The following is a 15,516-nucleotide window of genomic DNA, read 5'->3' on the forward strand; positions in this document are numbered from 1 at the left end:
TTCTTTTACCGCTCATAAACGGTGTAGTTGTATTTGCGCAAAAGTTTAATGGCATCGGAGTAGGAGGTTTCATCGTACATTTCAATTTTTAATACCCCCTCCTCAAATTCCCGGTTGTGTATGATGCCTATGTTTTTTATGCTTAACTGATTCCTGGCCAGGATGGTGGAGATTGTGGCAATTCCCCCGGCTTCGTCCGCCAAATCGCAGTACAGTTCATAGGCTGCCCCCGGGGAGCCTTTTGGGGCAAGAGCCAGGGAATCCCGGTAATCTTTGGCACTTTGAAAAAATTCCCTAAGGCCCTGCCCGTCTCCGGCAGAAATCTTATCCCGAATATTGTTCAGATATATATGATATGTATCTATCATGGACAATAGCATATCCCTGTTGGAAATGCAGATTTCCTCCCACATCACGGGGGAGGAAGATGCAATCCTTGTGATGTCCTTAAATCCCCCTGCGGCAATCCTTTTCATAATTTCCGCTTCATTGTCGGAATCCTTTACCAGATTTACCAGGGCATATGCCAGGACATGGGGCAGGTGGCTGATGGCCGCCGTGGATTTATCGTGTAAGCCATATCCCATGGTAAGGGGAATTGCACCTAAGGAGGAGATGAAGCTGCAGAATTCTTCCACCCGCTCTTTTGGGACAATTTCTGTGGGGGTTATAATATAATAAGCATTTTCCAAAAGATAGGGGCTTGCGTGGCCCAAGCCCGTTTTTTCGGAGCCTGTCATGGGATGTCCGCCGATAAAACAGCGCTCCATGTCCAGTGACACAATTTCCCTGTGGATATCCCCCTTCACACTTCCCACATCCGTTAAAATGCAGCGGGGGTTTATTATATGTTTTAATTCTCTCAGATATTCCAGGTTCTGTTGTACAGGGGTACACAAAAAAATATAGTCGCAGTCAGAAAAATCCGAAAGGGAAGGATTTTTGCTGTTTTTTATCAGGCCTTCCTCAAAGGCTTTGGAAACGGTGGACGTATGTCCCGAACGTGCAATCATCTCAATTTCCGGATGGATTCTCTTTGTGGTCTTTGCAATGGAGCCTCCGATTAATCCCAAACCGATAAACCCCAGTTTCTGAATGGACATATGCATGCCTCCTGAACTTTAATATAAAATTATGGCTGTATGACATAATTTTTCTATTAAATCTTAGGGGAAAACTGTGTGTAAGTCAATACTTCGGGGGAAAATGGAATTTTTCCGGAAAAAATATGTGCAAATTCAATAAAATAGTTGTAATATTTTTCTGAATTTAGTAAAATATAAACATAATAAATAGGACTAGTGTGTTTTGCACTGGATGGGAGGATTTGACAATGAATGTATACACAACTGACAAAATTCGCAACGTTGTTCTTCTGGGACATGGGGGATGCGGCAAGACCAGCCTGGTGGAAGCAATGGCTTACTTATCCGGCATGACCACACGTATGGGGAAGGTAGCTGACGGCAATACTATCAGTGATTACGATAAGGAGGAAATCAAACGGCAGTTTTCCATAAATACATCTGTTGTGCCCATTATCTGGGAAGATACAAAGATTAATATTTTGGATGCTCCCGGCTATTTCGATTTTATCGGCGAAGTGGAGGAGGCTGTCTCCGCAGCGGACGCGGCGATTATTGTTGTGAGCGGCAAAGCGGGAATCGAGGCAGGTACAAAGAAGGCCTGGGAGATTTGCGAAAAACATAAACTGCCCCGTATGGTGTTTGTGACAGACATGGATATTGATGAGGCCAGTTACAGACAGGTAGTGGAGCAGCTCCAGGAGCTTTACGGAAAACGTATTGCACCCTTCCATCTGCCAATCCGTGAGGGCGGACAGTTTGTGGGATATGTGAATGTGCTGCAGCAGCGGGCAAAGAGATGGACAGACAAGGGAGATGTGGAGAAAACCGATATACCAGAGTACTCCAAGGCCAACCTGGAAATCTGCAGGGAAGCTTTGATGGAGGCCGTTGCAGAGACAAGTGAGGAATTTATGGACCGTTATTTCGCAGGGGAGGAATTTTCCGAAGACGAAATCCGTCAGGCCCTCCGTGTGAATGTGGCGGACGGCAGCATCGTACCTGTGCTCATGGGTTCCAATATTCTTGCAAGAGGCCAGTACACCCTTTTAGTGGATATTGTAAAATATCTTCCCAGCCCGGAAAAGAGAAAATGTGCGGGGATTCACGCAAAGACAAACGAAGTTTACGAGGCGGATTACGATTTTGCTAAACCAAAATCTGCCTATGTGTTTAAAACGATTGTAGACCCCTTTATCGGAAAATATTCTCTGATTAAGGTAAATTCCGGTGTGTTAAAGACAGATGACGTGCTCTTTAACTTCCACAAAGATGCGGAGGAAAAAATTGGAAAACTTTACGTTCTTAAGGGTAATAAAACCGAGGAGGTAAAGGAACTCCACGCCGGGGACATCGGGGCTTTGGCAAAGCTTTCCGTTACTACCACCACAGATTCCCTCTCCGTAAAGAGCAGCCCTGTTTTGTATATCCGCACTGTGATTTCCATGCCCTATACGGCAATGCGGTATCAGGCGAAAAATAAGGGGGATGAGGATAAGATTTCCCAGGCGCTGCAGAAACTTACCATGGAGGACCTCACTTTAAAGACGGTAAATGACAGCGAAAACGGCCAGACCCTTTTATACGGCATCGGGGACCAGCACCTGGAAGTGACAGCCAGCAAGCTGTTAAACAAGTACAAAATAGAAATTGAGCTGAGCAAACCTAAGATTGCTTTCCGCGAGACAATTCGCAAAAAAGCGGATGTGGAATATAAATATAAAAAGCAGTCCGGCGGACACGGCCAGTACGGCCACGTAAAAATGACCTTTGAGCCTTACGGGGAGCTGGGGGAAGCCTATGTGTTTGAGCAGACTGTTGTGGGAGGGGCAGTTCCGAAGAATTACTTCCCAGCCGTGGAAAAAGGTATCCAGGAGGCGGTATTAAAAGGACCTTTGGCAGCTTATCCCGTTGTGGGGGTTAAGGCAGTGCTCTACGACGGCTCCTACCACCCGGTGGACTCCTCTGAGATGGCATTTAAGACGGCAGCAAGGCAGGCGTTTAAGAAAGGCTTTATGGAGGCTTCCCCAGTGCTGTTAGAGCCAATCTCTTCCTTAAAAGTGGTAGTGCCGGACGCTTACACAGGAGATGTTATGGGGGACTTAAATAAACGCCGGGGCAGAGTGCTTGGCATGAATCCTGTGGAGGGAGGCAAACAGGAGATTGTGGCGGATATTCCCACTATGGAGCTTTTTGGATATAACACGGATCTGCGCTCCATGACAGGAGGCACCGGAGAATTTTCCTATGAGTTTGTCCGCTATGAGCAGGCACCCTCCGATATACAGGAGCGGGAAGTTGCCGAGAGGGCCAGCAAGTTAGACAGCGGAGAATAAGGAAAAACAGGAAGATTTAAACATACATAAATAAAAAAGAGAAGCAACAGACTATTACAGAGAACGGAAAACATGCAGCAGTGAAGTGAATAGAGGGCATGAAGCGCTGCATCCATGACATCCTAAATCCAAAGAACGGGAGATGATTTTATGAGGATGAAAAGGGAATGTTTTACGGTGCTGTTGATAGTGACGTTACTCCTGCAGGATCCTTTCGTTTCCAGGACAAACCGGTTGATGAACGAAATGAAACTGTGGAGGGAACAAAATTCAGTATACAGTCTGACCGAACATGTGATAGAGATAGAATCTGCAAGTTTTACGGATCAGTTTCAGATTCAGTATTTCCTAAACGGCGGGGCCAATCCACAGGGGAATCCTCTTACGATTTATAAAGAGAATCTGCCGGTGGCATTGGCTGCCCCGGTAAGGGAAGGTTATAACTTTGCAGGGTGGTACACCGACAGCGGCTACCGCCATAAAATAACTGAGATAAGCCAGGAGAATGCGGATAATTACACCTTGTATGCCAAGTGGACAAAACCCATAGACGGGCACTATAATGTGCAGATGTACTCCTACCAAAATACGGTGACGCCAAATAACCGGAATAAAAAGCTGAAAAACTGCAGTTATGATTTTGTGGATGAGATTCAGATTCCGGGAATGCCCACCACAAGGGAAAGTGATGCGGTGGAGAACAGGATTACGGATACCAGTGTTTGTCCCCAGGGGATCTGTCTGACCAAGGATTACATTCTGGTAAGTGCATACACGGCAAACCGCAGAGGGACTTTGGGATGCGTCCATGTGTTTGACAAAAACAGCGGAGAATACCTTGTCACCCTTGGAATGAAAAAGGAAAGCCATTTGGGGGGCCTGACCTTTGACGGGGAAAACATATGGGTGTGCCATTCCGATAACAGCACCTTAGAGTGTATCCCCTACAGTTTTGTGAAAAGGCTTGCTGCAAAAAAATCAAAAGCCGTGGTGGACTGCACTTCCTGGTTTGAGGCTTTCCACGTATCCAATTCCCCATCCTGTATTGCCTTTTACGACGGGAAACTGTGGGTGGCTACCCACACAAAAATTTTAAATTCCGTTATGATTGCCTATAAGCCTACGGAGAAGGGGTTAAAACAGGTGGAGACATACCGGATTCCCGACAAGGTACAGGGTGTGGCTTTTGACGATAAGGGCAGGGTATATTTAAGCACTTCCTTTGGAAGGCAGAATTCTTCTTACCTGAAAGTATATGACTCTTTGGAAAGGATGAACAAAAAGCCTGCACACCCTATGGTTAAGGTGGAAATGCCGCCCTGTTCCGAGGAAATCGATATGGAAGACGGGAAGGTTTATGTCCTGTTTGAGTCCGCCAGTGAGAAATATTTTGAGGGAACAGACGGGAAAGGAACCAGTGTATCCCCCATAGACCAGATTCTTACCCTATCAAAAAGCTCTATTTTTCAATAAGTTTTCTTGACAAATATTGGTCATGTGATAAAATTTTATAGAGAATGCATAAGATTTCATTACAGTTTGCAAAAGCGGCTTTTCATATCTTTGCAAACTGTAATGTTTTTTAGGAGGAAATGACTATGTCGATACCGTACAACCACAGAGCCATCGAACAGAAATGGCGTAAAAACTGGGAAGAACATCCCATTAATGTGAATGATGGGAAGAAAGAAAAATATTACTGCCTGGATATGTTTCCCTACCCTTCGGGAAATGGGCTTCATGTAGGCCACTGGAGAGGTTATGTAATCTCCGATGTGTGGAGCAGATATAAACTGATGCACGGACATTATGTGATTCACCCCATGGGGTGGGATGCTTTTGGACTTCCCGCAGAAAACTATGCCATTAAAATGGGTATCCATCCCTCCAAGTCCACCGCAGAAAATGTAAAGAACATTAAGCGCCAGATTCAGGAAATCGCAGCAATCTATGACTGGGATATGGAGGTAAATACCACAGATCCTGATTTTTACAAATGGACCCAGTGGATATTTGTAAAGATGTTTAAAAAGGGCCTGGCATATGAGAAAGAGATGCCTATCAACTGGTGTCCTTCCTGTAAGACAGGCCTTGCCAATGAGGAAGTGGTAAACGGTAAGTGCGAGAGGTGCGGGGCTGATGTTACCAAAAAGAATTTAAAGCAGTGGATGCTTAAGATTACAGCCTATGCAGACCGTCTCCTGGCGGATCTGGATAAGCTGGACTGGCCGGAAAAAGTAAAGAAGATGCAGACAGACTGGATTGGAAAAAGTTACGGGGCGGAAGTAGACTTTAAGGTGGAGGGAAAAGAGGAGAGTATCACCGTATACACCACAAGGCCGGATACCCTCTATGGCGCTACCTTTATGGTGCTTGCCCCGGAACATGAATTGGCTAAGGGACTTGCAACTGACGAGACCAGGAATGCCGTGGAAGATTATATTTACAAATCTTCCTTAAAATCTTCTGTGGACCGTCTTCAGGATAAAGAAAAGACAGGGGTGTTTACGGGAAGTTATGCCATCAACCCCTTAAACAATGCAAAGGTTCCCATCTGGCTTTCCGATTATGTGCTTGCAGACTATGGTACAGGGGCGATTATGTGCGTGCCTGCCCATGACGACAGGGATTTTGAGTTTGCCAAAAAATTTGACCTGCCCATTATCCAGGTGATTGCAAAAGACGGCAAAGAGATAGAAAATATGACGGAAGCCTACACGGAAGCTTCGGGAACCATGATAAATTCCGGAGAGTGGGACGGCATGGAGTCTTCCGTCTTAAAGCGGGAAGCCCCTGCTATGATAGAAAAAAGAGGATTTGGGAAAAAGACGACAAACTATAAGCTCAGAGACTGGGTATTTTCCCGCCAGCGTTACTGGGGAGAGCCAATTCCCATTGTCCACTGCAAAGACTGTGGCGCTGTGCCTGTGCCGGAAGAAGAACTCCCATTGCTTTTGCCGGATGTGGATTCCTATCAGCCCACAGGAACCGGGGAATCTCCGCTGGCGGATATTGAAGACTGGGTAAATACCACCTGCCCCAAATGCGGGAAAGCTGCAAAGCGGGAGACAAACACCATGCCCCAGTGGGCAGGGTCATCCTGGTATTTCCTTCGGTATGTGGACAGCAAAAACGATAAGGAACTGGTAAGCCGGGAAAAGGCGGATAAATACCTTCCTGTGGATATGTATATCGGCGGGGTGGAACATGCGGTGCTGCATCTTCTCTACTCCAGGTTTTACACCAAGTTTTTGTGCGATATCGGGGTCATCGATTTTGACGAGCCCTTTACCAAGCTTTTTAACCAGGGGATGATTACCGGGAAAAATGGCATTAAAATGAGCAAATCCAAAGGAAATGTGGTTTCACCGGATGATTTGGTGCGGGATTACGGCTGCGATTCCCTGCGGCTTTACGAGCTTTTCGTGGGACCGCCGGAGCTGGATTCCGAGTGGGACGACAGGGGAATTGAGGGGGTGTACCGTTTTATCACCCGTTTCTGGAACCTTGTCATGGAAAACAAGGATAAAAACGTGCCGGAGACAAAAGAGTTGGTAAAAGCCCGCCATAAGCTGGTGTATGATATTACCAACCGTCTGGAGAGCTTTAGCTTAAATACTGTAATCTCCGGATTTATGGAGCACAACAACAAACTCATTGATATGTCCAGAAAGGGCGGCGTGGACAAAAAGACACTGGAAGTATTTGTTCAGCTTTTAGCCCCCTTTGCCCCCCATATCAGCGAGGAACTCTGGGAGGAATTAGGACATAAGGAGTCTGTATTCCACTGCGGATGGCCGGAGTATGACGAGAAAGCCATGGAAGAGGAAGAGATTGAGATTGCAGTCCAGGTGAACGGCAAAACTAGGGCGGTTGTAACAATCCCTAAGGATGCGGCAAAAGAGGAGGCTGTCGCAAAGGGCAAGGAAGCTCTGGGGGATAAGCTTACCGGAAATATCATAAAAGAAATATATGTGCCTGGGAAGATTATAAATATTGTGGCAAAATAAGTGAAAAAAGCGGCTCTGGAAATTTCAGAGCCGTTTTTTTACTGGGAAAGTAGTTTTATGCCGGTAATGTCAGGATGGATGGTGAGGGAATAGTTTGTGTAATACACCACAAATCCCGGCGCACCTTTATTTGGTTTTTTTACATTTTTCTTCTGGAGATAATCGATTTCCACTTTTTCGCTGTCCCTGCCTTTGGAGTAGTAACCTGCCAGTTTTCCTGCCTCCTCAAAGGTGCGGTCGGGAAGTTCCTCCCCTTCTGTCTTTACCACCACATGGGAGCCGGGCATGCCTTTTGCATGGAACCACCAGTCGTTTCCCGTGGCAAATTTAAAGGTCAGCTCATCGTTCTGATAATTATTTTTTCCCACGTACATATGGAATCCGTCAGAGGAAATATAGTGGAAGGGTCTGCTTTTTACCTTTGCCTTTTTATCCCCACGCCTTTTTTTGATATAGCCGAATTCTATCAGTTCCTCCTTAATTTGAACCAGATCGTCTTCCGCCAGGGCAATATCTAAGGAAGATGCAATGCTCTCCAGGTGAAGAATTTCATGTTCCGTCTCCTGGATTAAAGTGGTTAGGGCTTCATAGGTGCGCTTTAGTTTTCCGTAACGGTCAAAATATTTTTTTGCATTTTCCGTGGGGGAGAGAGTCTCATCCAAAGGAATTTTTACCATCTCATTGGTGTAATAGTTTAAGGCGGATAATTCCTTTGCACCCTCTTTTAATTCATAGCCGTAGGTGTTTAAAAGTTCTCCGTACACCCGGTACTTTTCCCTTTTTTCCGTGTCTTTCAACTGTTTTTGCTGCAGGGTGAATTTTTTCCGGTTTCTGTCTAAAGCTGTGGAGACGATCCTTCTTAAGTCAGAGGATTTCTGGCGGATTCTGGTGTATACGTTTTTGTCCGCATAATAAGTTTCCAGGACCTGGGAGATGGAAGGAAAATCCACTCTTCTGTAATCACTGTATTCTTTTAAGCACAGGGCGGAAAAATCCACAGGCTCTTTTTCGTTATAGACGATATTGGGGGAAAAATTCGCCTCTTTGATATCGGAGATAAGCCAGTCAAAATTGTGGTACAAATGAAGCTTTTCCTCCTCCTTTAGGGAACTTGTGGAAAAATCCCCGTCAAGCCCGGCCCGGAAACAGATTTCATTGGCCATGGCAGGGCTGATTCCCGTGTAAGTACTGTAAATGGCTTTGGAAATAGATTCCGGTTTCTTTAAGGCTGTTTCAAAGAAAGAGGCTTCTGTGGCGGTGAGAGGATTTTCTTTGTGGGCTGTCTCCGGTATAAAATAGGCCCGTCCCGGCAGTACCTCCCTCACAGAGCTTACCTGGGCGGAGACATGTTTGATGCTGTCAATGATGGTGCCGTCCTCTTTGCAGAAAATAATATTGCTGTGTTTTCCCATTAATTCCACAATGAGAAGCTTATGGCACAAATCCCCCAGTTCGTCTAAATGTTCGATTTCAAATTGGATAATCCGCTCCAGCCCCGGCTGGGAAATCTTTGTAATCCGCCCGTTTCCAATATGCTTTCTTAAGACCATGCAAAAACTTGGGGCAGTCATGGGGCTGGGCTTGTTTTTATCTGTTAGATATAAAAAGGGCAGGGAAGCGCTGGCGGACATAGCCAGACGGTGCTGTCCCCCCGGGTTTTTCAGTGTAAACAGAAGTTCGTCTTTTTCCGGCTGGGCAATCTTGCTGATTTTACTGTTTATTATATTTTGATTTAATTCATGGACTAGGTTTGCCACTGCAATACCGTCAAATGCCATAGCATAATCCTCCGTTTTTTTGCTTTTCGGCAGATTATATAGTTCTTTCCCATTCGATGGGGTATTTTTATGGGATAATTGCCGTAAACTTCATTTTAGCATTGTTCTCAAGTAAACACAAGGAAAAAATAGAACTAATAAATGTATTTCCGGTAGATTTTTTCTGTCAGATACGATATAATAATAACAGAGCCGAAAAGTTCAAAAATCATAAAAGGAGTATGCGAGATGAGTAAAGGAAATACCAAGGCAATCAGAAACCGAGCCTGGCTTTTTTTCAATATTGGCTGGACAGTTGTATATCTTTTGTGGAGAACCTTCCGTACAGTGCCCCTCCATGACGGCATAGTGTCGGCGGTGGCGGGAATCTCTCTCCTTGTGGTGGAGATTTTTGGAATGTTTGAAGCTTTCGTGCACTATTTTAATATGCATAAAATCGAAAATCATGAAATTCCGGTGGTTCCCCCAGAGGAATACCCGGATATCGATGTGCTTATCGCTACATATAATGAGCCGCCGGAGCTTTTGTATAAAACCGTAAACGGCTGCGTCCATATGGAATATCCCGATAAAAACAAAGTTCATATCTATATCTGTGATGACGGAAACCGCAGTGAGATGAAAGAACTCGCCCAAAAAATGGGGGTGGGTTACTTAAACCGCGAGGATCACAAGGGCGCAAAGGCAGGAAATTTAAACCATGCCATGTCAGTCACCTCCTCCCCTTTGATTGCCACTTTTGATGCGGATATGATTCCCAGAAGAGAATTTCTCATGGTGACGGCTGCCTACTTTGTGGACCAGGAGATAAAAAACAGGGAGTTAGAGGAAAAAGACAGGATTAAAATCGGCTTTATCCAGACACCCCAGAGTTTCTATAATCCGGATTTGTTCCAGTTTAATCTCTTTTCTGAGAGTACGATTCCAAATGAACAGGACTATTTCTATAAAGACGTGCAGGTGTCCAGGAATAAAAGCAACAGTGTAATTTATGGAGGATCCAATACCCTGATTTCCAGGGAGGCGTTAAATGACGTGGGAGGTTTTTATACCAAGAGTATTACGGAGGATTTCGCCACAGGAATGTTGATACAGGGTAAGGGATATAAGTGCCTGGCAATAAACCACGTGTTAGCTTCCGGGCTTTCCCCAACAGATTTAAAGAGCCTGATTAACCAGAGGGTGCGCTGGGGCAGAGGATGTATCCAGACGGGAAGGAAGATGCATCTGATTTTCAACCTAAAATTAAAGTTTAAGCAGAAAATAAATTATCTGGCTTCTGTGTGGTACTGGTATGCCTCCTGGAAGAGGCTGATTTATATTATGTCCCCCATTCTCTTTGCCACATTTGGGGTGATGGTAGTCAAGTGTACTTTGATGGAAGTTTTGATTTTCTGGCTGCCTATGTATATCAGCAGTAATATCTCCTTAAAGATGATGAGCCGGAACATCCGCACCACAAAGTGGACGAACCTTTATGAGACGATTATTTTTCCCTTTATGTTAATCCCTACCTTGCTTGAGACATTCTGTATCAGCATGAAGAAGTTTAAGGTGACAAAAAAAGAGAGGAAACAGGAGGAGAGAAACTGGCCCTACGCTATCCCACATGCCATACTTGTGGTTTTGTCTGTGATTGGAATCGTAAACTGTATCTCATGGACTTTTGCCACAGGAAGAATTGATTATATTGTGATTCTTTTCTGGCTGTTTTTGAATCTGTATAATATTGTCATGTCCCTGTTTTTTATTCTGGGAAGAAAGACTGTGCGGAATGCGGAGCGGCAGAAAGTTTCCATACCCTGTGTGGTAAAGACACGGTTCGAGGAGATGGAGGGGGTCACGGAGGATATATCGGAAAGCGGGACATCCATTTATCTCAATGTGCCCTGTGATATAGAGGAGGACGAGCCGGTCACCCTTACATTGGACGACGGGTATTATCACGCCGAAGTGGAGGGAAGGGTGGTCTCCGTTGCCAACAGAGACGGAAAGAGATGGAGGTATGCCTTTAAAATAGTGGATTTAAAGGACAGCAGGGCAGAGTACTGCCAGCTGATTTATGACAGGGAGCCCTCCCTGCCCACCAACCTGGACGAGTCCCAGAGCAGTTTTGAGGATTTGAAGAAGAATGTGACCAAACGTATGGTAAACTCGGAGTTTCACAACAGGAAGAAGGCCAGAATCCCTGTCAACAAAACATTTTTGGCTGACGGGTATAATGAAGTGATGATGGTAAACTATAATTATGACTATGTGCTCCTGGAAAAACGCCTGGGCCTGGGACGTTTCCTGGAGCTGGAACTGGAGGATGGCTTAAAGCTGGAACTGGGGAAATACCGGGAGCTGGGGCGGGGGGGAATTCTCTACCGTGTGGAAAATGAAGCCGAGCTCTATGAGGATTTTGTCCTTCACACAAAAATCAGGGAGTGGATTATGAAGCTGCTTGCCCTGGAGGAAAACCAGGTGGAGGAGAAGGCGCAATACAGCAAAAAACATGTTGTTAAGGAAGATGAGTTTTCGGAAATGGAATGTCTGTAGCAAACAAGGAGTATCTGTATGAAGTTAAAGAAAACTGTAAGTGTGGCTTTTCTGGCATTTTTTCTGCTGCTTCCCCACATAAATGCCCAGGGGGAAAAAACACTTGACTTTAAAGAATATATCCCCGGAGGGGAAACGGGGGAAAATGTTTCCGTAAAAACAGATGTGGAAAAGGGAAAGCTGGATATCCAGTTTTCCTTTGAGGAGACAGGATATCACACGGTGACTGCATTTCAAAATGATATGCAGGAGTTACAAGATGAAATAGGAGTGCGCTTTACTATGGAAAACCTTTCAGGAGGAACGGCCAGAATGAATCTGGCGTTGATTAACAGCGAAGGTACAGTGCTCCAGGTGAAAGACGGATGCTACGTTCGTCTCACAGAAAAAGACGCTTCAGGAGAAGCTTCCTATTCCCTTGCGGAAAATGGATGTTTTGAAGTTCCGGAAGGTTTTTACGGGGACGTGGAGATACCCTTTTCTCTCTACGCCAGTGAATTTGGGGAGGCGGACCATTCCTTGGAAAAGATTACAGGATATGGCATGGTTTGTGTGACAGAGGGAAAAACCCCTTGCCATTTGGTGTTCCACCACATGTCTTTTGCGGATAAAAAGCATATGAGGGATGCAAAGGATCCGGCATTTCTTGCCATAGAAGGCCCGGACTCCATGTTAAAATCCCATGTGGGGGAGAGCAAAGAAAATTATAGGGCCCTTGTATATAATATGCTGGGGGAAGGGGAGGAGACGAATGCTTCTTTTTCATCAGGAGATTCCCAGGGTATTATGGTGGACAAAGATGGGTGGGTTATGGTTCCGGCAGGGTTAAGTCTGGAATCTTTTACCCTGGAAGCCTCCATTTCCGGGGGGATGAAAGCGCAGAAAACGATTTTGCTCCAGGAATCCTGGACCAGACAGGTGCTTACAGAAAACGGTTATGATGCTTCCATTGCGCCTCCCTCCGAGATTGTGTCCGTGGAAGGCGAGATGGCATTTTTGACACAAGAGCGGATTTTATGGATCATACGTCTAAGTTTTGGGGCAGGGGTACTGATTCTTTTTGCATATTATGCCGCTGTCCGCAACCGAAATCGTATGAGGAGGGAGTAAAGGTGTTATTTTCCAGCATAGTGTTTCTTTTTTATTTTTTACCGGCAGTTTTGGCGCTTTACTATCTGTTCCGGTTTAATGTGCCCATTAAAAATGCCATATTGTTGGTGGCGAGCCTGTTTTTTTATGCCTGGGGAGAACCCTGGTTCCTTTTTGTCATGCTGGCCTCAATCCTGGGAAATTATTTTTTGGCCCTGTTTGTGGATAAATACCGGGAGAAGCCCCAGAAAGCCAAATTTTTTGTGGTTTTATCGGTGGTTTTAAATATCGGGCTGTTATTTGTATTTAAGTATCTGGATTTTATTATCCGAAATGTAAATCAGGTGACGGGGAGGAATCTTCCCCTTACTGGGCTTGCCCTGCCCATTGGAATTTCTTTTTTTACCTTCCAGGCTATGTCTTATGTCATCGATGTTTATAGGGGAAACGGGGAGGTGCAGAAAAATCCCTTTTATGTGGCTCTTTATATTGCATTTTTCCCTCAGCTCATAGCAGGGCCTATTGTGCGCTATGAAACCATTGCACAGCAGATTCGCCACAGGACGGAGACGGTGGATAAATTTGCTGTGGGCGTCTGTCGGTTTATTTCAGGAATGGGGAAAAAAGTGCTTCTCTCCAATAATTTTGCTATCATCGCCGACCGCATTTTTGACGGCTATCAAAGCGGAAATTGCCCTGTGACCCTGGCCTGGCTTGGCTCTTTTGCCTACACTCTTCAGATTCTTTTTGATTTTTCCGGGTATTCTGATATGGCCATCGGCTTAGGGTTAATGTTCGGCTTTAAATTCGAGGAGAACTTTAATTATCCCTATATCTCAAAATCCATCGGAGAATTCTGGAGGAGATGGCATATTTCCCTGGGCACCTGGTTTAAGGAATATATTTATTTCCCACTGGGAGGCTCCCGGGTGAAAAATATGGATATTGTACTTCGGAATATGTTGGTGGTGTGGGTCTTTACCGGAATCTGGCATGGTGCGGAATGGACCTTTCTTATCTGGGGGCTTATCAATTTTGCCGCCCTGGTGTTTGAGCGGTTTGTAGATTTTGAGGAGATTAAGGGACATGACGCCCTGCGATGGTTTTACACGATGTTTATTGTGAACCTGGGCTGGGTGATTTTCCGGGCGGAAAATCTTGTGTATGCAGGAAATTATATTAAGTGCATGTTTGGGTTTGGAGGTGGCGGCTTCTTTTCCAGTTATGCCCTTATGTATTTAAAGGAATACGGCATTTATTTTATTGCAGCCGTGATATTCTGTATCCCTTTTGGAAAGCGGATGAACTATCTCATTACAAAAGACCAGGTGTCAAAGCCTGCGCTGCAGATTCTAAATACATTGTATCCCCTTGCCATGATTGGCATGTTTTTAATCTGTGTCACCTCACTGGTGAAGGGAAGTTACAACCCCTTTATTTACTTTAACTTTTAAGGAGGAGAGAGATGGAAAAATTAAAAGGCAAGAAGATTGTGACAATGATTCTCTTTCTTATGTGTATTTTTCTCTACTCTGTGATAAATATTAAAAAAGAACTGCCTGTACTTAAGGAGACAATGGAAAATCTTGATTTTACAACAGGTTTCAATAATCAGATACACTCTCTGGAAAGCGCCATCAATGACAATGTGGCGGGAAAGTATTATTTTATTGACGCTTACGGCTATATGCAGCGCCTCTTGGGGAAAAATGAGGAATCCAATTTTGAGGTGGTAAAAGATACGGAGGGAAAACTCCATTACACCTATTTTACAGATAAGCCCAATGATACCCACGAGGTTGCAAAAAGGGTTTCTAACCTGAAAAAGGCGGTGGAAGGAGATGGCACAAAGGTGATTTACGTTCTTCCACCGGAAAAATATATTAAGGGACACACAAAATTTTCCACTGGAATTCCCTATCACATGGCAAATGAGGCGGCGGATTTGTTTGTGGAGCATTTGGATGACTATGGCATTCCCTGCCTGGATTTAAGGGAAGGGTTAAAAACCAGCGGCCTTGATATGTCTGAGGTGTTTTATATCACAGACCATCACTGGAAGATTGAGACGGCGTTTTGGGCAGCCAGTTGTTTTGACAAATGGATGAATGAGACTTTTGGGGAAAATATGGACCCAGAGGGGTTTTATGCAGACGACAATAACTACAACAGGATTACTTACAAAGAGATTTCCCTTGGCTCCATGGGGAGAAAAACAGGGCGCTATTATGCCGGGGTGGATGATTTCACCCTGATTTATCCCAAATTTGAGACAATGTATACCTATGTGAACACGATACAGCCGGATTTAAAGTATACCGGGCGCTTTGAGGAAGCCCTTATGGCCACGCCCATAATTCGCCAGAGCAGCGACCCTTTTGACGCGGATATGTATATGTCCTATCTCTACGGAAATCCTGCTTTTTCCCATATTGAAAATATGAATCGGGAAGATGGGTTAAATATCTGTTTTATCAAGGATTCCTTTGCGGTTCCCTTTGCGGCCTTTACTTCTCTTAGATGCCATACGGTGGATATGATTGACCCCAGGTATTTTGAGGAGGATTATGTGGAAACCCTTCGGAAGGGGAAGTATGATTATGTAATCCTTATGGTTTCTCCCCAGAATCTGGTGGAAGAATTTTTCCCCTTTGGAGAAAAATAGGAGGTTGCGTTG

At 44.9% G+C, this 15,516-nt stretch carries 9 protein-coding genes; 7 read left to right on the forward strand and 2 right to left on the reverse strand.

Going from position 1 to position 15,516, the window contains the following annotated elements:
- Positions 1–5: 5 nt before the first annotated feature.
- Positions 6–1,103 (reverse strand): prephenate dehydrogenase/arogenate dehydrogenase family protein, encoded by a 1,098-nt coding sequence (locus D7Y06_RS02025; protein ID WP_120406159.1) that lies wholly within the window; start codon positions 1,101–1,103, stop codon positions 6–8.
- Positions 1,104–1,333: 230 nt separating this feature from the next.
- Here D7Y06_RS02025 and D7Y06_RS02030 point away from each other — a divergent pair, with 230 nt between their 5' ends.
- The 3 genes from D7Y06_RS02030 to leuS all read left to right on the forward strand — a co-directional run bounded on the left by D7Y06_RS02030 (position 1,334) and on the right by leuS (position 7,431).
- Positions 1,334–3,421, forward strand: coding sequence for an elongation factor G (locus D7Y06_RS02030; RefSeq protein ID WP_120406160.1), 2,088 nt, complete (start codon positions 1,334–1,336; stop codon positions 3,419–3,421).
- Positions 3,422–3,571: 150 nt separating this feature from the next.
- A complete protein-coding gene (locus D7Y06_RS02035; RefSeq protein ID WP_243119038.1) occupies positions 3,572–4,894 on the forward strand; it encodes an InlB B-repeat-containing protein in 1,323 nt (440 codons plus the stop codon).
- Between the two features lie 125 nt (positions 4,895–5,019).
- On the forward strand, positions 5,020–7,431 hold the full coding sequence (gene leuS, locus D7Y06_RS02040) for a leucine--tRNA ligase (protein ID WP_120406161.1): 2,412 nt from the start codon (positions 5,020–5,022) through the stop codon (positions 7,429–7,431).
- 38 nt (positions 7,432–7,469) lie between these two features.
- Here the strand turns inward: leuS and D7Y06_RS02045 are convergent, their stop codons facing one another.
- Entirely contained in the window at positions 7,470–9,209 is a 1,740-nt protein-coding gene (locus D7Y06_RS02045; protein ID WP_120406162.1) for an Rqc2 family fibronectin-binding protein, read from the reverse strand.
- A 228-nt stretch (positions 9,210–9,437) separates the two neighbouring features.
- Here D7Y06_RS02045 and D7Y06_RS02050 point away from each other — a divergent pair, with 228 nt between their 5' ends.
- The 4 genes from D7Y06_RS02050 to D7Y06_RS02065 are packed head-to-tail and all read left to right on the forward strand — an operon-like array spanning position 9,438 to position 15,504.
- On the forward strand, positions 9,438–11,750 hold the full coding sequence (locus D7Y06_RS02050; RefSeq protein WP_120406163.1) for a glycosyltransferase: 2,313 nt from the start codon (positions 9,438–9,440) through the stop codon (positions 11,748–11,750).
- Positions 11,751–11,768: 18 nt separating this feature from the next.
- A complete protein-coding gene (locus D7Y06_RS02055; protein WP_120406164.1) occupies positions 11,769–12,860 on the forward strand; it encodes a hypothetical protein in 1,092 nt (363 codons plus the stop codon).
- 2 nt (positions 12,861–12,862) lie between these two features.
- Complete coding sequence (locus tag D7Y06_RS02060; protein WP_120406165.1) at positions 12,863–14,293, forward strand: MBOAT family O-acyltransferase; 1,431 nt, start codon at positions 12,863–12,865, stop codon at positions 14,291–14,293.
- Positions 14,294–14,304: 11 nt separating this feature from the next.
- Positions 14,305–15,504 (forward strand): DHHW family protein, encoded by a 1,200-nt coding sequence (locus D7Y06_RS02065; protein WP_120406166.1) that lies wholly within the window; start codon positions 14,305–14,307, stop codon positions 15,502–15,504.
- Positions 15,505–15,516: the final 12 nt, after the last annotated feature.

The sequence above is a fragment of the Roseburia sp. 1XD42-69 genome (assembly GCF_003612565.1).
Lineage (GTDB): Bacteria > Bacillota > Clostridia > Lachnospirales > Lachnospiraceae > Roseburia_B.